The organism is Streptomyces sp. NPDC096048, from assembly GCF_044763415.1.
Taxonomy (GTDB): Bacteria; Actinomycetota; Actinomycetes; order Streptomycetales; family Streptomycetaceae; genus Streptomyces.
Genome location: NZ_JBIWGG010000002.1, coordinates 432,728 through 454,670, shown reverse-complemented (window position 1 = coordinate 454,670; position 21,943 = coordinate 432,728). Strand labels below are relative to the sequence as shown.

Annotated in this window: 18 protein-coding genes and 1 pseudogene; 7 read left to right on the top strand and 12 right to left on the bottom strand. The window is 71.6% G+C overall.

Annotated features, from left to right (window positions below):
* Positions 1 to 177 precede the first annotated feature (177 nt).
* The 6 genes from rbsD to ACIQ6R_RS06655 all read right to left on the bottom strand — a co-directional run bounded on the left by rbsD (position 178) and on the right by ACIQ6R_RS06655 (position 6,845).
* Positions 178 to 567, bottom strand: a complete 390-nt coding sequence (gene rbsD, locus ACIQ6R_RS06680) for a D-ribose pyranase (protein WP_404219260.1) — start codon at positions 565 to 567, stop codon at positions 178 to 180.
* 28 nt (positions 568 to 595) lie between these two features.
* Entirely contained in the window at positions 596 to 1,498 is a 903-nt protein-coding gene (locus ACIQ6R_RS06675; protein ID WP_404177376.1) for a ribokinase, read from the bottom strand.
* A gap of 112 nt (positions 1,499 to 1,610) precedes the next feature.
* The gene (locus ACIQ6R_RS06670) at positions 1,611 to 3,563 is read right to left on the bottom strand and encodes a substrate-binding domain-containing protein (RefSeq protein ID WP_404177379.1); all 1,953 of its coding nucleotides are present in this window, start codon (positions 3,561 to 3,563) and stop codon (positions 1,611 to 1,613) included.
* On the bottom strand, positions 3,553 to 5,121 hold the full coding sequence (locus tag ACIQ6R_RS06665; protein WP_404219258.1) for a sugar ABC transporter ATP-binding protein: 1,569 nt from the start codon (positions 5,119 to 5,121) through the stop codon (positions 3,553 to 3,555). The genes ACIQ6R_RS06670 and ACIQ6R_RS06665 overlap by 11 nt, the downstream gene beginning before the upstream one ends.
* On the bottom strand, positions 5,118 to 6,167 hold the full coding sequence (locus ACIQ6R_RS06660; RefSeq protein WP_404219256.1) for a LacI family DNA-binding transcriptional regulator: 1,050 nt from the start codon (positions 6,165 to 6,167) through the stop codon (positions 5,118 to 5,120). The genes ACIQ6R_RS06665 and ACIQ6R_RS06660 overlap by 4 nt, the downstream gene beginning before the upstream one ends.
* Before the next feature lie 189 nt (positions 6,168 to 6,356).
* Positions 6,357 to 6,845: a carboxymuconolactone decarboxylase family protein gene (locus tag ACIQ6R_RS06655; protein ID WP_404219254.1), complete on the bottom strand. Its 489-nt coding sequence runs from the start codon at positions 6,843 to 6,845 to the stop codon at positions 6,357 to 6,359.
* A 145-nt stretch (positions 6,846 to 6,990) separates the two neighbouring features.
* Between ACIQ6R_RS06655 and ACIQ6R_RS06650 the strand changes: the two genes are divergently transcribed.
* Both ACIQ6R_RS06650 and ACIQ6R_RS06645 read left to right on the top strand, forming a co-directional pair.
* Complete coding sequence (locus tag ACIQ6R_RS06650; protein WP_404219252.1) at positions 6,991 to 7,998, top strand: RNA polymerase sigma-70 factor; 1,008 nt, start codon at positions 6,991 to 6,993, stop codon at positions 7,996 to 7,998.
* A gap of 146 nt (positions 7,999 to 8,144) precedes the next feature.
* Positions 8,145 to 8,762 (top strand): TOPRIM nucleotidyl transferase/hydrolase domain-containing protein, encoded by a 618-nt coding sequence (locus ACIQ6R_RS06645; protein WP_404219250.1) that lies wholly within the window; start codon positions 8,145 to 8,147, stop codon positions 8,760 to 8,762.
* Between the two features lie 236 nt (positions 8,763 to 8,998).
* Here the strand turns inward: ACIQ6R_RS06645 and ACIQ6R_RS06640 are convergent, their stop codons facing one another.
* Positions 8,999 to 9,571, bottom strand: coding sequence for a Uma2 family endonuclease (locus ACIQ6R_RS06640; protein ID WP_404219248.1), 573 nt, complete (start codon positions 9,569 to 9,571; stop codon positions 8,999 to 9,001).
* Positions 9,572 to 9,639: 68 nt separating this feature from the next.
* On the opposite strand from ACIQ6R_RS06640, the gene ACIQ6R_RS06635 reads away from it, so the two are divergent.
* Positions 9,640 to 11,892 (top strand): ATP-dependent RecD-like DNA helicase, encoded by a 2,253-nt coding sequence (locus tag ACIQ6R_RS06635; RefSeq protein WP_404219246.1) that lies wholly within the window; start codon positions 9,640 to 9,642, stop codon positions 11,890 to 11,892.
* Between the two features lie 244 nt (positions 11,893 to 12,136).
* Positions 12,137 to 13,426: a citrate synthase gene (locus ACIQ6R_RS06630; RefSeq protein WP_375916983.1), complete on the top strand. Its 1,290-nt coding sequence runs from the start codon at positions 12,137 to 12,139 to the stop codon at positions 13,424 to 13,426.
* A gap of 658 nt (positions 13,427 to 14,084) precedes the next feature.
* Here the strand turns inward: ACIQ6R_RS06630 and ACIQ6R_RS06625 are convergent.
* Both ACIQ6R_RS06625 and ACIQ6R_RS06620 read right to left on the bottom strand, forming a co-directional pair.
* The gene (locus ACIQ6R_RS06625; RefSeq protein ID WP_404219244.1) at positions 14,085 to 16,346 is read right to left on the bottom strand and encodes a heavy metal translocating P-type ATPase; all 2,262 of its coding nucleotides are present in this window, start codon (positions 16,344 to 16,346) and stop codon (positions 14,085 to 14,087) included.
* A gap of 33 nt (positions 16,347 to 16,379) precedes the next feature.
* Positions 16,380 to 16,619, bottom strand: coding sequence for a heavy-metal-associated domain-containing protein (locus tag ACIQ6R_RS06620; RefSeq protein ID WP_404177412.1), 240 nt, complete (start codon positions 16,617 to 16,619; stop codon positions 16,380 to 16,382).
* A gap of 157 nt (positions 16,620 to 16,776) precedes the next feature.
* Between ACIQ6R_RS06620 and ACIQ6R_RS06615 the strand changes: the two genes are divergently transcribed.
* Positions 16,777 to 17,814 carry a zinc-dependent alcohol dehydrogenase family protein gene (locus ACIQ6R_RS06615; protein ID WP_404219242.1) on the top strand — a complete coding sequence of 346 codons (1,038 nt, stop codon included), beginning with the start codon at positions 16,777 to 16,779 and terminating at the stop codon, positions 17,812 to 17,814.
* Here ACIQ6R_RS06615 and ACIQ6R_RS06610 read toward each other — a convergent pair.
* Complete coding sequence (locus tag ACIQ6R_RS06610; protein ID WP_404219240.1) at positions 17,801 to 18,403, bottom strand: GNAT family N-acetyltransferase; 603 nt, start codon at positions 18,401 to 18,403, stop codon at positions 17,801 to 17,803. The genes ACIQ6R_RS06615 and ACIQ6R_RS06610 overlap by 14 nt on opposite strands.
* Positions 18,404 to 18,453: 50 nt before the next feature.
* Positions 18,454 to 18,645 carry an AlpA family transcriptional regulator gene (locus tag ACIQ6R_RS06605; RefSeq protein WP_073723204.1) on the bottom strand — a complete coding sequence of 64 codons (192 nt, stop codon included), beginning with the start codon at positions 18,643 to 18,645 and terminating at the stop codon, positions 18,454 to 18,456.
* 585 nt (positions 18,646 to 19,230) lie between these two features.
* Between ACIQ6R_RS06605 and ACIQ6R_RS06600 the strand changes: the two are divergent.
* Both ACIQ6R_RS06600 and mmsA read left to right on the top strand, forming a co-directional pair.
* Positions 19,231 to 19,455, top strand: a pseudogene (locus ACIQ6R_RS06600) (hypothetical protein); the annotation flags it as partial.
* 14 nt (positions 19,456 to 19,469) lie between these two features.
* Positions 19,470 to 20,972, top strand: a complete 1,503-nt coding sequence (gene mmsA, locus ACIQ6R_RS06595; RefSeq protein ID WP_404177423.1) for a CoA-acylating methylmalonate-semialdehyde dehydrogenase — start codon at positions 19,470 to 19,472, stop codon at positions 20,970 to 20,972.
* Between the two features lie 67 nt (positions 20,973 to 21,039).
* Here the strand turns inward: mmsA and ACIQ6R_RS06590 are convergent, their stop codons facing one another.
* Complete coding sequence (locus ACIQ6R_RS06590) at positions 21,040 to 21,888, bottom strand: hypothetical protein (protein WP_404219238.1); 849 nt, start codon at positions 21,886 to 21,888, stop codon at positions 21,040 to 21,042.
* Positions 21,889 to 21,943: the final 55 nt, after the last annotated feature.

The following is a 21,943-nucleotide window of genomic DNA, read 5'->3' as shown; positions in this document are numbered from 1 at the left end:
ACCGTTTCGTCGGTCCGCGGGTCGTACTTGGCATCAGAACCCCAGTGGGGGGACCCGGGGGGGGGATCACGGGGTTCTGAAGGGGAGGGAAACCCGAGGGGGCACGGTCGTCGACCGTGCCCCCTCGAAGTTCTCCGGGTCGTCAGAAGGCTCGCCAGAGAGTCGCCAGAAGGGTTCTCAGAAGAAGACCCCGCACCGCAGCAGCACGTTGGCGTACGGCCGGGCCTCCCCGGTCCGCACCACCAGCCGCGCCCCCGCCGAGAGCTCCTTCAGCCGCTCGTGCGGCACGAGTCGGAGGGCGGGGAAGTGCCCGTCGAGCAGCGCGGCGGCCTCCGCATTGGCCTCCCGGACCTCCGTCGCCGCCGTCGCCCCCTCGACCACCAGCTCGGCGAGCAGGCCGTCCACCACCTCCGCGAAGGACGGCACTCCGGCGCGGAAGGCCAGGTCGACGACGCGCGGACCGGCTGGGACCGGCATGCCGACGTCGCACACCAGGACGCCGTCGCCGTGGCCGAGTTCGGCGAGGGCGCCGGACAGGTGGCGGTTCAGTATCCCGGCCTTCTTCACCGCACGTCCCTCTTCACGGCTTCCTCGCTCACAAGGCCTCCGCCTCCGCCGCCGTCGGGTACGACGCCTGCGCGCCCGCCTTCGTGACGGCCGCCGCGCCGACCCGGGCCGCGTACGCCGCCGCCTCGGCGAGCGACGCACCCGTGCCGAGCCGCCAGGCCAGCGCCGCGGTGAACGCGTCGCCCGCGCCCGTCGTGTCCACGGCGTCCACCTTCACGGACGGGACACGGGAGACGTCAGCGCCCGACGCCACCAGCGCGCCCTCGGCGCCCAGGGTCACGACCACCGAACGCGGCCCCTTGGCCAGCAGGATGCGGGCCCAGTCCTCGGGGCGCTCGCTCACGCAGGCGTCGCCGAGGATCACCTTCGCCTCGTGCTCGTTGACGATCAGCGGGTCGCAGGCCGCCAGCACCTCCGCCGGGAGCGGGCGCGGCGGCGACGGGTTCAGCACGAAGCGGCTGTCCGGCGCCAGACTCCGGACCACCTCGACGACCGTCTCCAGCGGGATCTCCAGCTGCGCGGAGACGACCCGGGACGCGTGGAAGAGGCTCGCGGCGGCCCGGACGTCCCCCGGCGCCAGCCGGCCGTTCGCGCCCGGCGACACCACGATGCTGTTGTCCCCGGACGGGTCGACGGTGATCAGCGCGACGCCGGTCGGCGCCCCGCCCACCAGTACGCCGACCGTGTCGACGCCGGCCGCCCGCTGCGAGTCCAGCAGCAGCCGGCCGTAGTCGTCGTCGCCGACCCGGGCCAGCAGCGCCGTACTGGCGCCGAGCCGGGCGGCGGCGACCGCCTGGTTCGCGCCCTTGCCGCCCGGGTGGACGGCCAGGTCGGTGCCGAGCACCGTCTCGCCGGCACCCGGCCGCCGCTCGACGCCGATCACGAGGTCGGCGTTGGCCGACCCCACGACCAGGAGGTCGTAGTCGTACATGAATCGCTCCCCGATCCGAATGAATCCGAGTGAACCCGGGCGAACCCGAGTGAGGCGGGCGGACGGTCGTGGTGACCGCCCGCCCGTGTGTCCGTGGGCCCGTGAACCCGCGTCAGCCCTCGAAGCCGGCCACGTTCTCCTTGGTGACCACCTTCACCGGCACCTTCACCATCTTCTCCACCTTCTTGCCGTCGGCGGCGCGCAACGCGTTCTCGACCGCGATCCTGCCCAGTTCCCTCGGCTGTTGCGCGACGGACGCGAACAACGTGCCTTCCCGCACCGCCTTCAGCCCGTCCGGGGTGCCGTCGAAGCCGACGACCTGGACCGACTCGCCGGCCTTGGAACCCAGCGCCTTGATCGCGCCGAGGGCCATCTCGTCGTTCTCCGCGAAGACGCCGTCGATGTCGGGGTGCGCCTGGAGCAGGTTGGTCATCACGTCCAGGCCCTTGGTGCGGTCGAAGTCCGCGGGCTGCTTGGCGACGACCTTGATGCCCGGGTAGTCCTTCAGACCGGCCGCGAAGCCCGCCCCGCGCTCCCGGCTGGCGGAGGTGCCGGCCTGGCCCTGGAGGATGACGATCGTGCCCTTGCCGCCGAGCTTCTCGGCGAGCGCCTTGGCGCCCAGCTCACCGCCCTCGACGTTGTCGGAGGCGACCAGCGCGGCCGTCTTCGCGTCGTTGACGCCGCGGTCCACGGCGATGACGGGGATGTCGTCCTTGTTCGCCGAACGCACCGAGGGGCTCGCGGCGTCGGAGTCCACCGGGTTGACGATGATCGAGGACAGGTCCTCGCTGGTGAAGTTCTGCAGCTGGTTGGCCTGCTGGGAGGCGTCGTTCTGCGCGTCCGTGACCGTCAGGTCCACGCCCAGCTTCTTCGCCTGCTCCTCCGCCCCGTCCCTGATCTGCACGAAAAACGGGTTGTTGAGCGTGGACAGCGACAGACCGACCTTCTGCGTCCTGCCGTCGGAGGAGCCGTTGTGCAGCAGCGAGGTCGCGCCCACGACGGCCACGGCCACGGCCGCCGCGATCACGTACGTCAGTGCCTGCTTGCCCTTGCCGCCCCCGCCGGCCCCGGCCGCGGGCGTGGTCGCCCCGGTCCTGCGCCGCAGGGTGTCGAGGAGCACCGCCAGCGCGATGACGACACCGATGACGACCTGCTGCCAGAAGGCGGAGACGGACAGCAGGTTGAGGCCGTTGCGCAGCACCGCGAGGATCAGCGCGCCGATCAGCGTGCCCGACGCCTTGCCGGTGCCGCCCGCGAGCGAGGCACCGCCGATGACGACGGCGGCGATGGCGTCCAGTTCGTAGCCCTGCGCGGCCTGCGGCTGCGCGGAGGAGAGCCGGGAGGCGAGGACGATGCCCGCGGCGGCGGCGAACAGGCCGGAGAAGGCGTAGATGGCGAGCTTCTGCCGCTTCACCCGCAGGCCGGACAGCCGCGCGGCCTCCTCGTTGCCGCCGATGGCGTACATGGAGCGGCCGATGTAGGTCCGCCCGAGGACGAACGCCGTGATCAGCCCCATCACGATCATCACGAGCACCGGCACCGGCAGCCACCCGCCGAGCGTGTCGCCCAGGTGGGAGACGGAGTCCGGGAAGGCGATCGGCGAGCCCTGCGAGATGACGAGCGACAGACCGCGCCCCACCGACAGCATGGCGAGCGTCGCGATGAACGGCGGCAGCTTCCCGTACGAGATGAGGAAACCGTTCACCAGGCCGCACGCGATGCCCGTCGCGACGGACAGCAGCACCGCCAGCACGACCGGCATCCCGGCCTCGGTGGCGCTCCAGGCCAGCACGGTGGCCGACAGCGCGGCGACCGAGCCGACCGACAGGTCGATGCCCGCCGAGACGATGACGAAGGTGACGCCGAAGGCGAGGATCGCGGTGACGGCGGCCTGGACGCCGACGTTCAGCAGGTTGTCGGCGGTCAGGAAGTCCCCGGACAGTGCCGACATGGCGACGACGAGGACGATCAGCGCGGTCAGCGCGCCGTTGTCGAGCAGCAGGCGGCGCAGACCGCCCGGGGCGCCCTGCGCGCCCGGCTTGCTCTTGAGCGTGTCAGTGGCCACCGGAGGCCTCCGTTCCGTCGCTGTGGGGGGTGTTGCCGCGGGGGTCGTTGTCTGATGCGCCGTGCGGAGTGCTGACGGCGAGTGCCATCACGGCGTCCTGGGTGGCCTCGTCGGCGGGGAGTTCGCCCGCGATCCGGCCCTGGGCCATCACCAGCACCCGGTCGCTCATGCCGAGCACCTCGGGCAGGTCGCTGGAGATCATCAGCACGGCGGCACCGGCGGCGGTGAGTTCGTTGATCAGCTGGTAGATCTCGACCTTGGCGCCGACGTCGATGCCGCGCGTCGGCTCGTCGAGGATCAGCACCTTGGTGTTCGCCAGCAGCCACTTGCCGATGACGACCTTCTGCTGGTTGCCGCCGGAGAGCGTGCGCACGTGCTGACCGAGACCGGCCATCCGCACGCCGAGCTGCCCGGCGATCCGCTCGGCCGCCGCGTGCTGCCCCTTGAGGTCGACGAGCCCCGCGCGGGAGGTGGAACGGAGGGTGACCAGCCCCAGGTTCTCCTCGACGGAGGCGTCCAGGACGAGTCCCTGGCCCTTCCGGTCCTCGGGCACGAGCCCGATCCCGGCCGCCATGGCGGCGTTCACGTCGTGACGGCGGAGCCGGTCGCCCGCGACGTGCACGGTCCCCGCGTCGTACGGATCGGCGCCGAACACGGCGCGGACGACCTCGGTCCGCCCGGCGCCGACGAGGCCCGCGATGCCGACGACCTCACCGGCGCGCACCTCGAAGCCGACGTCGTGGAAGACGCCGTCCCGCGTCAGTCCCTCCACCTTGAGCAACGCCGCACCGGCGGCGGCGCGTTCGCGCGGGTACTGCTGCTCGATCGACCGCCCGACCATGAGCCGTACCAGCTCGTCCTCGGGCGTGGTGGCGGGCACCTGCCCGACACTGCGTCCGTCCCGGATGACGGTGACCCGGTCGCCGAGGGCGGCGATCTCCTCCAGGTGATGCGTGATGAACACGATCCCGACGCCGTCCTCGCGCAGCCGCCGCACGATGGCGAACAGCTTCTCGACCTCCTCGGAGGTGAGAACGGCGGTCGGCTCGTCCATGATGAGCACGCGCGCGTCCAGGCTGAGCGCCTTGGCGATCTCGACCATCTGGAGGCGGGCGATGCCGAGTTCACGCACCCGGGCGCGCGGCGACACGGTCACGCCGACCCGCTCCAGCAGCACCTCCGCGTCCGCGTCCATCTTCTTCCGGTCGATCATTCCCAGGCGGCGCGGCTGGCGCCCCAGGAAGATGTTCTCGGCGACCGTCAGGTCGGGGACGAGGTTGAACTCCTGGTAGATGGTGGCGATCCCGAGGCGCTCGGAGTCCTGCGCACCGTGGATGCGCACCTCCTCGCCACCGGCCAGGATCCGCCCGGCGTCGGGCGTGTAGGCGCCGGAGAGCATCTTGATGAGCGTGCTCTTGCCCGCGCCGTTCTCACCGAGGAGCACGTGCACCTCGCCCCGGCGCAGGTCGAAGTCGACGCTGTCGAGCGCGACCACGCCGGGGAAGGTCTTGCGGATGCCCTCGATGCGCAGCAACTCGTCCGGACTGCGGCTGCTCACGGCGTACTCCTTCGTACGGGGGTCGGGGACGGGGGTTCTTGCGGACCGGTGGGCTCGCCGCAGGAGCGGCGCACGACCAGCCGCGCCGGGAGGGTGACGGACTCACCGGGCCGGCCCCCGATGCGGTCGACCAGCGCGCGCACGGCGGCCCGCCCGAGGTCGCCCGTGGGCTGGGCGATCGCGGTGACGGGCGGATCGGTGTGCACGAACCAGCGGATGTCGTCGAACGCGGCGAGCGCGATGTCCTCGGGGACCCGCAGCCCGCGCGCGCGTACGGCGTCCAGGGCTCCGAGCGCCATCAGGTTGTCGGCGGCGAAGACGACCTCGGGCGGCTCGGGCAGGTCGAGGAAGCCCTCGGTGACCCGGCGCCCGCTGTCGGTCTGGAAGTCGCCCTGCCCGATGCAGGCGTCGGGCAGGGGAAGCCCGTAGTCGGCCAGCGCCTCGCGGAAGGCGTCGACGCGTTCGCGTCCGGTCGTGGTGGCGGCGGGCCCGGCGATGATGGCGAGCCGCCGGTGCCCGAGGCCGTACAGATGCGCCACGAGGTCCCGTACGGCCGCCCGCCCGTCCGAGCGGACGACGGGCACGTCCACGCCCGGGATCCACCGGTCGACGAAGACCATCGGCGTCCCGGCCCGCGCGGCGTCCAGCATCCGCGGGGAGCCGCCGTCGGTGGGGGAGACGAGCAGCCCGTCGATACGCCGGTCCAGCAGCGTCGTGACGTGGTGGTCCTGGAGATCGGGCCGCTCGTCGGCGTTGCCGATGATGACGCTGTAGCCGAGCGCGCGGGCCTCCTCCTCGACGGACCGGGCCAGCTCGGTGAAGTACGGGTTCATGACGTCGCTGATGACCAGGCCGAGGGTGCGGGTCTGGTCGGTGCGCAGCGACCGGGCGACGGCGTTCGGGCGGTAGCCCAGCGTCTCGACGGCGGCCAGCACACGCTCGCGTGCGGCGGGGCTGACCGACGGGTGGCCGTTGAGCGCGCGCGAGACCGTCGCGACGGAGACGCCCGCCTCGGCGGCGACGTCCTTGATGCCGATACTCGCCATCGCCGTTCCACCTCCTCGTGGAATCGATTACACGAAGGATTGGAATCGATTACACGGACGGATGGCAAGAGGGGGAGCAAGGGCCGCAACCCAATCGTGACCGAGAGCCCCCGCCCCGGGCCGGACATGCGGCGGCCCGGTCCGGGGCGGGAGGGCCCCGGGCCGGGCCGGAGGCGCTGGCCGGCCGGCTCAGTGGTCGAGCGCGGCCTTGAACATCCCCGCCTCGTAGGAGCCGCCCTTGTGGTGCGTGATCACGGCCATCCGGTTGGCCGCGTTGATCAGGGCGACCAGGCAGACCAGCGCGGCGATCTGGTCGTCGTCGTAGTGCTTGCGCACCTGGGCCCACGTCTCGTCGGACACGCCCTGGTGGGCGTCGGCGAGCCGGGTGCCCTCCTCGGTGAGCGCCAGCGCGGCCTGCTCGGCCTCGGTGAACACCGTGGACTCGCGCCAGGCGGCGACCAGGTGGAGCCGCACCGCGCTCTCACCGGCGGCCGCGGCCTCTTTGGTGTGCATGTCGATGCAGTGACCGCAGCCGTTGATCTGGCTGGCGCGCAGCGACATCAGCTCCTGCGTGGAGTGCGGCAGCGACGACTGCTGGAGCACCTGGGCGGTGCCCGCGAACCGCTTGGCGAACCTGCCGCCGATCTCGTTCTCGAACAGGTTGAATCGGGATTCCATGATCTCGTCCTCACGCTCGGTGCCTCAGTGGCGAACACCTCATTGGCGAACACAAGACGCCGGCGGTCCGGTCCCTGTGACGGGGCGACGATGTGACGTGAGCCACCGCCGACGGGTGTCACAGAGCGGCGCCGGCCGGCGTCCTGTGCGCATGAGACCTGCGGAGGCGCTCGAGCGGGAGCAACTGGTGACGAACGAGTACGGCGACCACGAACAGCACGGCGACCACGAACAGGCCACCGCGACCGGGCGGAACGCCGGCGGGGGTGGACGCACGGACCCCGCCACCGAGGCCTTCGTCGCCCACCGCAACCTGCTCTTCACCGTCGCGTACGAGATGCTCGGCTCCGCCGCCGACGCGGAGGACGTCCTCCAGGAGACCTGGCTGCGATGGTCGGGCGTGGACCTCGCGACGGTGCGCGACCGACGCTCCTACCTGGTGCGGATCACCACGCGCCAGGCCCTGAGCCGGCTGCGTACGCTCGGCCGCCGCAAGGAGTCCTACGTCGGCGCCTGGCTGCCCGAGCCGCTGCTCACGACGTCCGACGTGGCGGAGGACGTCGAGCTGGCCCACAGCGTCTCGATGGCGATGATGCTGGTCCTGGAGACGCTCGCGCCGACCGAGCGGGCGGTGTTCGTGCTGCGCGAGGTGTTCGACCTCGGCTACGACGAGATCGCCGACGCCGTCGGCAAGAGCCAGGCCGCGGTCCGGCAGACCGCGCACCGGGCACGCGCACACGTCGCGGCACGGCGGCCGCGCGGGGCCGTCTCCCCGACCGAGACACGGGACGTGCTCACCGCCTTCCGGCGGGCCGTCGTGACGGGCGACCTCCAGGGCCTGCTCGACGTCCTCGCGCCGGACGTGGTCCTCGTGGGCGACGGCGGTGGCATCAAGCGGGCCGTGCTGCGGCCCGTCACGGGAGCCGGGAAGGTGGCCCGCCTCGTGATCGGCGGACTGGTCAAGCAGGCGGCGGGGGCCTCGCTGGAACCGGCCCAGGTCAATGGCTGTCCGGCGTTGATCCTCCGGCTCGACGGCGAACTCGACACCGTACTGGCGGTGCGCTTCGACGACGGCCTCATCACCGGGCTCTACGCGGTGCGCAACCCCGAGAAGCTGTCGCACATGGCCAGGGAGACCACCCTGCGCCGCTGAGCGAGCGGCCCCACCGTCGCCTGCACCGGGTCCGGAAGGGTGTCGCCGGTCTCCAGCGGTGTCCTGGGGCTGGAGAGGAGGGCAGGCCGGCCGGGCTCTGCCGAAAATCACTACCGGCGCGGCCGCTCAGGGCGGAGACTCGTTCCATGGCGGACATGGGGGCGTTCCGGGTCGCGGTCACCGCGTGGGCGGCCGGTGGCCCCGGCGGCCCCGCGCACGAGTTGGCGACGCGGCTGTCGGTACGTACCGCTGTCCTCCTGGAGGGGCCGAGCGACTCGGCGGCGGTCGAAGCGCTGGCCGCGCGTCACGGCCGCGACCTCGCGGCGGAGGGGGTCTGCGTCCTCCCGATGGGCGGCGCGATGAGCGTCGGCCGCTTCGCCTCCCTCCTCGGACCGTCCGGCCTGGGCCTCCGTCTCACGGGACTGTGCGACGAGCGGGAGCAGGGCTACTACGTCCGCGCCCTGGAGCGGGCGGACGCGGCCCCCGACGGTCTCTTCGTCTGCGCGGCCGACCTGGAGGACGAGCTGATCCGCGCGCTGGGTGTGACGCGGGTGAGGGAACTGGTCGAGGCGGAGGGCGACCTGCGCCCCCTGCGGACCTTCCTTCGCCAGCCCGCCCAGCAGGACCGCCCCGCGCAGCAGCAGCTCCGCCGGTTCTTCGGGACCAAGAAGGGCCGGAAGATCCACTACGGCCGTGTCCTCGTCGAGGCCCTGGACCTCGCGCGCACCCCGAGCCCTCTCGCGGGGCTGTTCGCGGGGCTCTGACCGTGCGCAGCGCCTGCGGGCCTCTCGGCGCAGCCGGAGGCTCTGCACCCGACGCGCGCCCGTACCCGACCGGTCCGGGGGCGGGTGCCCGGCCTCCTCTCTGCCGCTCGACCGTGAGCGGTTGGGCTGATGTTGTCCAAGGAACTGTGAGGGGCCCCCACCCGGGCGACCCTCACTTTCCCGGCCGAGACCTTCACCCCGTTCCTCGAAGCCCTCAAGACCCGGGCACCCCGCCCTCAACCCTCCCGGCCGTACCGCCGGAACTCCGACGTCTCCACCACCCACGGCCCGAACGGCACCGAGTCGCCGAAGATGTATGGCTCCTTGGTGCTGTAGCGGCCCTTGCACGGGTCTGAGTGCACCTGGACCGTGCCGGTGCGCGGGTCGACGATCATGTAGTGCGGGATGCCCATGGCCGGGTATTCGGCCAGCTTCTCGTCGTAGTCGTTGGTCGGGTTGGACGGCGAGACGATCTCGACGGCGGCCAGCACCTGCGTCGCGTCGACAGCGAGGCCCTCTTCGTCGAGGGCGGCTTCCGGGATGACGACGGCGTCGGGTCGACGCATGCGGCCGATCGCCGGGTGCTCGATCTCGGGGCCGTTCTCGCAGACGTAGCCGGGACGGGTGGTGGGAAGTTGCTCGTTGAGCTGGTTACGGATGCGGCGGACGGTTCCCTCATGTCGCTTGGAGGGACACATCATGGCCAGTATCGGACCGGACGGCCCGATCTCGACGCTCCACGCGCCTTCGAGCCGCTCCGCGTACGCTCCGAGGTCCTTGGCGATGGCGCGCATCCTGGCGTAGTCCATATCCCGAGAGTACTGAGAACTCCCTTACCCGGCCGCCTCCTGTCAGTCCCCACCGGTACCGTCGGATCATGCCCAACCAGTCCGATGCCGCCCCCGGCGAACGCCGTCTCGCCACCCTCGAAGGCGTCCTGGAGCGCATCACGTACGCCAACGAGGAGAACGGCTACACGGTCGCCCGCGTAGACACCGGCAGAGGCGCGGGCGACCTGCTGACCGTCGTCGGCGCGCTGCTCGGCGCGCAGGCCGGGGAGTCCCTGCGGATGGAGGGGCGGTGGGGCTCGCACCCGCAGTACGGCAAGCAGTTCCACGTCGAGAACTACACGACCGTCCTGCCCGCCACCGTCCAGGGCATCCGGCGCTACCTCGGATCCGGCCTCGTCAAGGGCATCGGCCCGGTCTTCGCCGACCGCATCACGCAGCACTTCGGCGTGGACACCCTCCAGATCATCGAGGAGGAGCCCAAGCGGCTCATCGAGGTGCCCGGCCTCGGCCCCAAGCGGACCAAGAAGATCGCCGACGCGTGGGACGAGCAGAAGGCGATCAAGGAGGTCATGCTCTTCCTCCAGACCGTCGAGGTGTCGACGTCGATCGCGGTGCGGATCTACAAGAAGTACGGCGACGCGTCGATCTCCGTCGTGAAGAACCAGCCCTACCGGCTGGCGTCCGACGTCTGGGGCATCGGCTTCCTCACCGCCGACAAGATCGCCCAGTCCGTCGGCATCCCGCACGACAGCCCGGACCGGGTGAAGGCGGGCCTGCAGTACGCCCTGTCGCAGGCCACCGACCAGGGGCACTGCTACCTCCCCGAGGAGAAGCTGATCGCCGACGCGGTGAAGCTGCTCCAGGTGGACACGGGGCTCGTCATCGAGTGCCTCGCCGAGCTGGCCGCCGAGCCCGAGGAGGGCGAGGACCCCGGCGTCGTACGCGAGAAGGTCCCCGACCCGCAGGGCGGCGACCCCGTCACCGCCGTCTACCTCGTCCCCTTCCACCGCGCCGAGCTGGCCCTCTCCGCCCAGTTGCTGCGCCTGCTGCGCACCGGTGAGGACCGGATGCCCGGGTTCGGGGACGTCGCCTGGGACAAGGCCCTCGGCTGGCTCAAGAGCCGCACCGGCGCCGACCTCGCCCCGGAGCAGGAGGCCGCCGTCAGACTCGCCCTCACCGAGAAGGTCGCCGTTCTCACCGGCGGGCCGGGCTGCGGCAAGTCCTTCACCGTCCGCTCCATCGTCGAGCTGGCCCGCGCCAAAAAGGCCAAGGTCGTGCTCGCCGCCCCGACCGGCCGTGCCGCCAAGCGCCTGGCCGAGCTGACCGGCGCCGAGGCGTCCACCGTGCACCGCCTGCTGGAGCTCAAGCCGGGCGGTGACGCCGCCTACGACCGGGACCGGCCGCTGGACGCCGACCTCGTCGTGGTCGACGAGGCCTCCATGCTCGACCTGCTCCTCGCCAACAAGCTGGTCAAGGCCGTGGCCCCCGGCGCCCACCTGCTCTTCGTCGGGGACGTCGACCAGCTGCCCAGCGTGGGCGCGGGGGAAGTGCTCCGGGACCTGCTCGCTCCCGGCAGCCCCGTCCCCGCCGTCCGCCTCACCCGCGTCTTCCGCCAGGCCCAGCAGTCGGGGGTGGTGACGAACGCGCACCGGATCAACGCCGGGCAGCACCCGCTCACCGACGGCATGAAGGACTTCTTCCTCTTCGTCGAGGACGAGACGGAGGAGGCGGGGCGGCTCACGGTGGATGTCGCCGCCCGGCGCATCCCCGCCAAGTTCGGGCTGGACCCGCGCCGGGACGTGCAGGTGCTCGCCCCCATGCACCGGGGACCCGCCGGCGCGGGCGCGCTGAACGGGCTGCTCCAGCAGGCCGTCACCCCGGGGCGCCCGGACGTGCCGGAGAAGCGGTTCGGCGGTCGTGTCTTCCGGGTCGGCGACAAGGTCACCCAGATTCGCAACAATTACGAGAAGGGTGAGAACGGCGTCTTCAACGGCACCGTCGGCGTGGTCACCTCGCTCGACCCGGTGGACCAGCGCCTCACCGTGCTGACGGACGAGGACGAGGAGGTTCCGTATGAATTCGACGAACTGGACGAACTGGCCCACGCCTACGCGGTGACCATCCACCGGTCGCAGGGGAGTGAGTATCCGGCGGTGGTGATCCCGGTGACGACCGGCGCCTGGATGATGCTCCAGCGGAATCTGCTGTACACGGCGGTCACCCGGGCCAAGAAGCTGGTCGTCCTCGTCGGTTCCCGCAAGGCGATCGGACAGGCGGTGCGCACGGTGTCGGCCGGCCGGCGCTGCACGGCGCTCGACTTCCGGCTGGCGCGCTCCTGACCCGGACACCTTCCGGTGAAACCTCTCGACCCGTGTGAAAAAAATGATCGATCAAACGAGTCGCAAAGGTCACAGAGCACTTCCGGAAGGGGAGGAGAGGGGGCAGGATGAGCAAGTTGGCGGCACTGAGTGCCGCCAATAGGCCCGATGGTCGACCCCGAGTGCACTCTCCTGAGCCAAGTGGGGGATGGTAGAGACAGTCAGGGCACCTCGAAGATGAGGCACTACGTCGGTGAGGGAAGACGTGAGCGACAACTCAGTAGTACTGCGGTACGGCGACGGCGAGTACACCTACCCGGTGATCGACAGCACCGTCGGCGACAAGGGCTTCGACATCGGGAAGCTCCGCGCCCAGACCGGTCTGGTGACGCTGGACAGCGGCTACGGCAACACCGCCGCCTATAAATCCGCCATCACGTATCTGGACGGCGAGGCGGGCATCCTCCGGTACCGCGGCTACCCGATCGAGCAGCTGGCCGAGCGCTCCTCCTTCGTGGAGGTCGCCTACCTGCTGATCAACGGCGAGCTGCCGACCGTCGACGAGCTCACCGCGTTCAAGAACGAGATCACGCAGCACACCCTGCTGCACGAGGACGTCAAGAACTTCTACAAGGGCTTCCCGCGTGACGCCCACCCGATGGCCATGCTGTCGTCGGTCGTCTCGGCGCTGTCGACGTTCTACCAGGACAGCCACAACCCGTTCGACGAGCGCCAGCGCAACCTCTCCACGATCCGGCTGCTCGCGAAGCTTCCGACGATCGCCGCCTACGCGTACAAGAAGTCGATCGGCCACCCGTTCGTCTACCCGCGCAACGATCTCGGCTACGTCGAGAACTTCCTGCGCATGACGTTCTCGGTGCCGGCGCAGGAGTACGAGCTCGACCCGACGGTCGTCGCCGCGCTCGACAAGCTGCTGATCCTGCACGCGGACCACGAGCAGAACTGCTCGACCTCCACGGTCCGCCTGGTCGGCTCCTCGCAGGCGAACATGTTCGCCTCGATCTCCGCCGGCATCAACGCGCTCTGGGGCCCGCTGCACGGCGGCGCCAACCAGTCGGTGCTGGAGATGCTGGAGGGCATCCGCGACTCCGGCGGCGACGTCGACACCTTCATCCGCAAGGTGAAGAACAAGGAGGACGGCGTCCGCCTGATGGGCTTCGGCCACCGGGTCTACAAGAACTTCGACCCGCGTGCCAAGATCATCAAGGCCGCCGCGCACGACGTGCTCTCCGCCCTCGGCAAGTCCGACGAGCTGCTGGACATCGCCCTGAAGCTGGAGGAGCACGCGCTCTCCGACGACTACTTCGTCTCGCGCAGCCTCTACCCCAACGTCGACTTCTACACCGGCCTGATCTACCGGGCCATGGGCTTCCCGACCGAGATGTTCACGGTCCTGTTCGCCCTCGGCCGGCTGCCGGGCTGGATCGCCCAGTGGCACGAGATGATCAAGGAGCCGGGCTCCCGCATCGGCCGCCCGCGCCAGATCTACACCGGCGTGGTCGAGCGCGACTTCGTGCCGGTCGAGGAGCGCTGAGCCTCCCGGCATCCCCGCAGCGCATCCGGAGAGTCCCGTGCCGCCCCGAGTGGTACGGGATTTTCTGTGGGCGGCGGCGGACCGGGCGGCGGCGACCCGGACAGTAGAAGGCGCCCTGGCGCCGGTCCCCCCACGGGCCGACGAACCAGGGCGCCTTCCCATGTCCCGGTGCGGATTCCCCCCACGGGATCCGGCCGGGCGTATGTGAGGACAGCGCCTGAATCGCTGTACTGAGCGCAACGAGCAGAACCCGTCACGCCTGTGGTGCTTGTGGTGCTTGTGGTGCTTGTGGTGCCTGTTGTGCTGTCGTGCGGTCTGCCGGGACAGCGCACGCCCGGGAGGGCCGCTCAAAGCTTCCCGGTGTACGTGTCCCGGCAACGCAGCTCTGGGAAAGTCCCCCAAGACGTCCCCAGATGCCAGGTGGCGCCCCCCAAGACGCTGCCTGACATCGCCAACTTAGACCTTCGAACCCCTTCGATGGTTACGTTCGCATCACTGTGATCTGCGTCTCTTGCATATGTCCGTTAGGTGCGCAAGAGCCCCGGTACGCGTAACGGGACCCCAGCGTAAGGAAGATGCGAGTGCCTTGTGAAGAGCTTATGTGAGGCGCGTGCCGGACTCCAGAGGCGCCGGCCCTCGACCTGCGGGAAATGCGCGCTCACCGAAAGGCCCGCAGCCGGAGGCTGTTGGTGACCACGAACACCGAGGAGAAGGCCATCGCCGCCCCCGCGATCATCGGGTTCAGCATCCCGGCGGCGGCCAGCGGCAGCGCCGCCACGTTGTAACCGAAGGCCCACACGAGGTTGCCCTTGATCGTGGAGAGGGTGCGCCGGGACAGCCGGATCGCGTCCGCGGCCACCCGCAGGTCACCGCGCACCAGCGTCAGATCGCCCGCCTCGATCGCCGCGTCCGTCCCCGTGCCCATGGCCAGACCCAGATCGGCGACGGCGAGCGCGGCCGCGTCGTTGACGCCGTCCCCGACCATGGCGACCGTACGGCCCTCGGCCCGCAGCCGTTCCACCACGGCGACCTTGTCCTCGGGCAGCACCTCGGCGATCACCTCGTCGATGCCGACCGCTCCGGCGACCGCCTCGGCGACGCGCCTGTTGTCCCCGGTCAGCAGTACGGGAGTGAGGCCCAGCCGGCGCAGCTCGGCCACCGCCTCGGAGCTGGTCTCCTTGACCGCGTCCGCCACGGAGACGACCCCGCGCGCCGCGCCGTCCCAGCCGACCACGACGGCCGTACGACCGTCCCGCTCGGCCTCGTCCCTGGCACGGGCGACCCCGGGCGGGAGAGCGTCGTAGAGGCGCCCCACGGCCACCTCGCGGCCCGCCACGCGTGCGCGTACGCCGCGCCCGGGGACGTTCTCGAAGTTCTCGGCGCCCGGCAGCGCGCCGACCCGCTCCTCCGCACCGGCCGCGATCGCGCGGGCCACGGGGTGCTCCGAGGCGTGCTCGACGGCGCCCGCGAGCCGCAGCAGCTCCGCCTCGTCGGTGCCCTCGGCGGCGTACACCCCGTGGAGGGTCATGCGGCCGGTGGTGACGGTGCCGGTCTTGTCCAGGACGACCGTGTCGACGCGCCGCGTGGACTCCAGGACCTCGGGGCCCTTGATGAGGATGCCGAGCTGGGCGCCGCGGCCGGTGCCGACCATGAGCGCGGTCGGCGTGGCCAGACCCAGCGCGCACGGGCACGCGATGATCAGTACGGCCACGGCGGCCGTGAACGCGGCGACCGTGTCACCGGTGGCGCCCAGCCACCCGCCGAAGGTGGCGACCGCGATCAGCAGCACGACGGGCACGAAGACGCCGGAGATGCGGTCGGCGAGCCGCTGCACCTCGGCCTTGCCGCTCTGCGCGTCCTCGACCAGCTTCGCCATCCGCGCCAGCTGGGTGTCCGCGCCGACGCGGGTGGCCTCGACGACCAGCCGGCCGCCGGCGTTCACCGTGGCGCCGGTGACGGCGTCACCGGCCGTCACGTCCACGGGCACCGACTCGCCGGTGAGCATCGAGGCGTCCACGGCGGAGGCGCCCTCGGTCACCGTCCCGTCGGTGGCGATCTTCTCGCCGGGCCGTACGACGAACCGGTCGCCGACCGCCAGCCGGGCCACCGGGATCCGCACCTCGCGCCCGTCCCGCAGCACGGCGACGTCCTTGGCGCCCAGCTCCATCAGAGCCCGCAGCGCGGCACCGGCGCGGCGCTTGGAGCGGGCCTCCAGCCAGCGGCCGAGCAGGAGGAAGGCGGTGACCCCGGCGGCGGCCTCCAGGTAGATCGTGGCGGCGCCGTCGGTGCGGGAGACGGTGAGGTCGAAGCCGTGCCGCATGCTCGGCATGCCCGCGTCCCCGAGGAACAGCGCCCACAGCGACCAGCCGAACGCCGCGAGGGTGCCGAGCGAGACCAGCGTGTCCATGGTGGCCGCGCCGTGCCGGACGTTCGTCCAGGCGGCGCGGTGGAAGGGGAGGCCGCCCCAGACGACGACGGGCGCGGCCAGGGTGAGCGAGAGCCACTGCCAGTTGTCGAACTGGAGCGCCGGGACCATCGCGAGCAGGACCACCGGAGCGGCGAGCAGGACCGAGACGGCCAGCCGCTGACGCAGGGCCGACAGTTCGGGGTCCTCGCCGCTGTGCCCGGGCTCGGCCTCGTCGGCGGGCTCCGGCGGCGGCGCCGGTTCCTCGGCGGAGTAGCCGGTCTTCACGACGGTGGCGATCAGCTCGGCGACCGGGGTGGTCGCCGGGTGGGTGATCCGGGCCTTCTCCGTCGCGTAGTTCACCGTGGCGGTGACACCGTCCATGCGGTTGAGCTTCTTCTCGACGCGGGCCGCGCAGGAGGCGCAGGTCATCCCGCCGATGAGCAACTCGGCCTCGGCGAGGTGCGGGTCGGCGGCCGTCGCGGCGGTGCGTGCCTGCGTGGTGGTGCTGGTCATGGGCCGGACTCCAGAACGGTGCGTGCGCCGGGCTCAGACCCTGCCGACGAGCTCGAAGCCGGCCTCGTCGACGGCGGCGCGTACGGCCTCGTCGGCCAGGGGTGCCTCGGAGACGACGGTGACCTCGCCGGTCGAGGCGACGGCCCGCACCGAGCCGACGCCGGCGATCTCGGAGATCTCGCCGGAGACGGCGCCCTCGCAGTGTCCGCAGCTCATTCCGCTCACCTTGTAGACGGTGGTGACGGAGCCCTGGGTGTCGGTCCGGGTGGTCATGTCGTTACTCCTCGTCGGGTGTTCATGGGCGGGTACCCGTGATCCAGCGTGGACCACTCACCCCCCACTGTACCCCTAGGGGGTATAAGCCCGGCACGGTCTGCCGTGAGATGGGAGAACGGAGGCGGGAACGCCGGTACGGAAGTGAGGGTGACGGATGCGCGCGGTCGTGTTCGAGCGGTTCGGGGAGCCCGCCGAGGTACGGGAGGTACCCGACCCGGAGCCCGCGCCGCACGGCGTCGTGGTCCGCGTCGAGGCGACCGGGCTGTGCCGCAGCGACTGGCACGGCTGGCAGGGCCACGACGCGGACATCCGGCTGCCGCACGTGCCCGGTCACGAACTCGCCGGTGTCGTGGCGGCGGTCGGCGACCGGGTGGCCGGGTGGCGGCCCGGCGACCGGGTGACGGTGCCCTTCGTCTGCGCCTGCGGGAGCTGCGGGGCGTGTGCGGCGGGCGACCAGCAGGTGTGCGAACGGCAGACCCAGCCCGGTTTCACCCACTGGGGCTCCTTCGCCGAGTACGTGGCCCTCGACCACGCCGACGTCAACCTCGTCGCCGTACCCGAGGGCCTGTCGTACGCGACGGCCGCCTCGCTCGGCTGCCGGTTCGCCACGGCGTTCCGGGCCGTGGTGCGGCAGGGGCGCCTCGCGGCGGGTGAGTGGGTCGCGGTGCACGGCTGCGGCGGCGTCGGCCTGTCCGCCGTGATGATCGCGGCGGCCGCGGGCGCGCGGGTCGTCGCCGTGGACGTGTCGCCCCGGGCGCTGGAGCTGGCGCGTGCGTTCGGCGCGGCGGAGTGCGTGGACGCGGCGCTCACGCCGGACACGGCGGCGGCGGTCCGCGACCTCACCGGCGGCGGCGCCCACCTCTCCCTCGACGCCCTCGGCTCGCTCGTCACCTGCGCCGCCTCCGTGAACGGCCTGCGCCGCCGCGGCCGGCACGTCCAGGTCGGGCTGCTGCCCTCGCCGGACGGCACCACACCGGTGCCGATGGCCCGGACCGTCGCTCTGGAGCTCGAACTCCTCGGCAGCCACGGGATGGCCGCGCACACCTACCCGCCGATGCTGGAAATGGTCCGCACCGGAGCGCTCCGGCCCGACCTGCTGGTGACGTCCGCCATCGGGCTGGACGGGGTCCCGGCCGCACTGGCCGCGATGGGGGCGGCGCCCGGCGCGGGGGTGACGGTCATCGAGCCGTGACGCCGGCCTCGGGGCGGGTGCCTTCGGTCCGGGGGTGCCCGCGGTGGGCGGCCCACTGGTGGTCGAGGACGGCCATCAGCACCTCGTCCACCCACGCGCCGTCGCGCCACTCCGCCTCGCGCCGGATCCCCTCCACCACGAACCCGACCTTCTCGTAGACCCGCAGGGCCCGGTGGTTGTCGGCGTAGGCGTCCAACTGGATCCGGTGCAGGCCCAGTTCCTCGAAGCCGTACCCGACGATCAGCCGGGTCGCCTCGGTGCCCACGCCCCGGCCCCGGCCCCGCGCGCCGATCAGTGTGCGGAAGGTGCAGGTACGGCTCTCGGGCTCCCACGCGTGGAGGACGACCTCGCCGAGGAGTCCGCCGTCGGCGGGATCGGTGACCGCCAGGTCGAGCCGGTCGGGCTGTGCGCCGCGGGAGCCGTACCAGGTGCGCAGCAGCTCCGGGGTGAGCTCGCGTCCCGGTGAGCCGGTGAAGCGCTCGACCTCGGGGTCGTTGATGATCTCCCACATCTGCTCGGCGTCGGCCTCGGTGAACGGCCGCAGTACGGTCCTGTCGCCGGTCAGGACGGGTTTGACGGAGAAGTCCATGGGCAGCACTGTGCCCCACCCACCAGCGGGGCACAGAACGGTTTTCCGGCCTACCGCTTCCGGTTGCGGGGCCGGGACGCCACCCAGGCCCGGACCGTGTCCGCGTACCAGTACGGTTTTCCGCCCTCCACGTGGTCGGGCGGGGGCAGCAGCCCGTGCTTGCGGTACGACCGCACGGTGTCCGGCTGCACCCGGATGTGGGCCGCGATGTCCTTGTAGGACCAGAGCCTTCGGTCGGTCACTAGTCGCACCTCCCCGCGCGCACCGCGGCGGCGACCGGGGACGGCCGCCGGGGGGAGCCGGGCGCTGCGCTGGCGATCACCAAGCCTGCGCGGGGTGAACGACGCGGAGCGGGGGACGGTCAGGGGCCGTTCCCGGGTGTGACGGAAGGCCCGCGTGCGCGTGACATGTGTGACGCGAAGGACGCCTTTGTGACAGGAGTGCCGCAAATGGATACGCCGGAGTCCGGGCGCGGCGCGTTGACTCCGAGGGCCTGGGGGGTCCGGTACGCGCGGGCGGGCCGCCACCCGGACCATGTCGTCCGCCATGTCGTCCGAATGTCCGGACAAAACATTGACAGGCCGCACGTGCGGGGCTAGAAACCGGGGGAGACGCAACGGCGGGCAGGCGACGACGGGCACGAAGGGGAACGAGATGGCGCACGACCCGATCGCCGGGGGCGCGAGTCCCTCCCGCCGTCGCCGGTTCCCCCACCCAACGCCTCCGGCGTGGGAAAGGCCGCTTCGCCCTGGCAGGAGCGAAGTCCGAGCGCCGACTCCCCGCTCGTACCGGACCCGCGCCGGAGGTTCCCGCGTCCCGTCGCCGTGCGGGCCGCCGACACTGCCCCACGTGTCTACGCGGACACCCGAACCGCATACACAGTGTCGGGCGCGCCCGGGGCGCCCGGCTGCTGGGATGGACCCATGGCAGTGACCGCGACCGGAACGTCGCAGACCGCGACCCGATCGTCGCGGACCGCGACCCGATCGTCGCCGGTCACGGCCCGTGAGCTGGACCAACGGCACGTCTCGACCCGTCGCCGCCATCTGTGAAGGAGTTCTCGGTCATGACGAACATCGTCAACCACTGGATCGGCGGCAAGACCGCCGAAGGCGCCTCGGGCACGTACGGGCCGGTGACCGACCCGGCGACCGGCGCGGTCACCACCAAGGTCGCCTTCGCCTCCGTCGACGAGGTGGACGCCGCGGTCGCCGCCGCCAAGGACGCGTACCTGACCTGGGGTCAGTCCTCGCTGGCGCAGCGCACCTCGATCCTCTTCAAGTTCCGGGCACTGCTGGACGCGCACCGCGACGAGATCGCCGCGCTGATCACCGCCGAGCACGGCAAGGTGCACTCCGACGCGCTCGGCGAGGTCGCGCGCGGCCTGGAGATCGTCGACCTGGCCTGCGGCATCACCGTGCAGCTCAAGGGCGAGCTGTCGACGCAGGTGGCCACCCGCGTCGACGTGTCCTCGATCCGGCAGCCGCTCGGCGTGGTCGCCGGCATCACGCCGTTCAACTTCCCGGCGATGGTGCCGATGTGGATGTTCCCCATCGCCATCGCCTGCGGCAACACCTTCGTGCTCAAGCCGAGCGAGAAGGACCCGTCGGCCGCGATGAAGATCGCCGAGCTGCTCTCCGAGGCCGGTCTGCCGGACGGCGTCTTCAACGTCGTGCACGGTGACAAGGTGGCCGTGGACCGCCTCCTCGAGCACCCGGACGTCAAGGCGGTCTCGTTCGTCGGCTCGACGCCGATCGCCCGCTACATCCACACCACCGCCTCCGCGAACGGCAAGCGGGTGCAGGCGCTCGGCGGCGCCAAGAACCACATGCTGGTGCTGCCGGACGCCGACCTCGACGCGGCGGCCGACGCGGCGGTGAGCGCGGCCTACGGCTCGGCCGGCGAGCGCTGCATGGCGATCTCCGCGGTCGTCGCGGTCGGCGCCGTCGGCGACGAACTGGTGGAGAAGATCCGCGAGCGCGCCGAGAAGATCAAGATCGGCCCCGGCGACGACCCGGCGTCGGAGATGGGCCCCCTCATCACCGCGGCGCACCGCGACAAGGTGGCGTCCTACGTCGAGGGCGCGGCGGCCGAGGGCTGCGAGGTCGTCCTGGACGGCACGGGACACACGGTCGACGGCCACGAGGACGGCCACTGGATCGGCATCTCCCTGCTGGACCGGGTGCCGACCACGGCGAAGGCCTACCAGGACGAGATCTTCGGCCCGGTCCTGTGCGTGCTGCGCGCCGAGACCTACGAGGAGGGCGTGGCGCTCATCAACGCCTCACCCTTCGGCAACGGCACCGCGATCTTCACCCGGGACGGCGGCGCGGCCCGCCGCTTCCAGCTGGAGGTCGAGGCCGGCATGGTCGGCGTGAACGTCCCGATCCCGGTCCCCGTGGGCTACCACTCCTTCGGCGGCTGGAAGGACTCGCTCTTCGGCGACCACCACATCTACGGCAACGACGGCACGCACTTCTACACCCGCGGCAAGGTCGTCACCACCCGCTGGCCGGACCCTGCCGACGGTCCGGCGGGCGTGGACCTGGGCTTCCCGCGCAACCACTGAGACGCGGCCGCCCGAGACACCCGGTGCCTCCGTCCCACCCGGTGGGACGGAGGCACCGGCACGGGTCTCAGCCCTGCTGCGCTCCGGAGTTCTTCACTTCCTCCGTGAGGTCGCCGGTCTGCCCGGCGGGCGGGGCCACGATCTCCTTGGTGGCACCGAACTTGTCGAAGTCCATGGTGACCGTCATGGCGCCGAACTCCTGCTTCAGGCGCACCGGCAGGTCCTTGTCCCCCACCCAGATGTCCATGGTGATCGAGTCGGAGCCGGTGGAGTTGAGCATGCTGTCGGCGCCGCTGAAGGCCTCCTTGAACTTGCCCATGTCCTTCTGGTCGAGCACCGCCCGGTAGTGGGTCGTGGTCTTGCCGTTGACGGTCTCCTTGCCGAGGTCGTCGACGTCGCTCGCGTACTTGAGGCCCTTCATGGAGTCCGCCGGGCTGGCACCGCCGCCGCCCCCGCTCATCGCGGCGGCACCCGACTCGCCGAACACGGCCGACCCGTCGATCTTCATCCACTCCTTGCCCGCGAGCGGACCGGCGGGCTGGGGGTCGATGTCGTAGTAGTAGGCGCCGTCCACGAACAGGGTGCGCACGGTCGGGGAGTCCGTGAGTTCCTGCATCTGCGCGGCCTCGGCGTCCATCTCGACGTCGAGCGCGTAACCGTCGCCCCAGGAGTACGTGCCGTCCATGGAGATCGGCTCACCGGTGCCCAGGTCGGTCGTCGTCCTGACCTCGGCGGAGCCCAGCTCCTCGGTACGGTCGGTGGCCCGCGAGAGCGCGGCCATGATCGTGTCGGCCTTGTCCACGGCCTTGTCGGCGGTCTCGGCGGCCGTCTTGGCGCCCTCCGAGCCGCACGCGGTCGCCGCGACCATCGCGGCCGCCGTCAGCCCCACCCAGGCAGCGGTGTATGTCAGCTTCATGAGTCCCCACCCGTTGCTGTGTTCCTGTGATTCACCTGTGCGCAGGACTCTACCG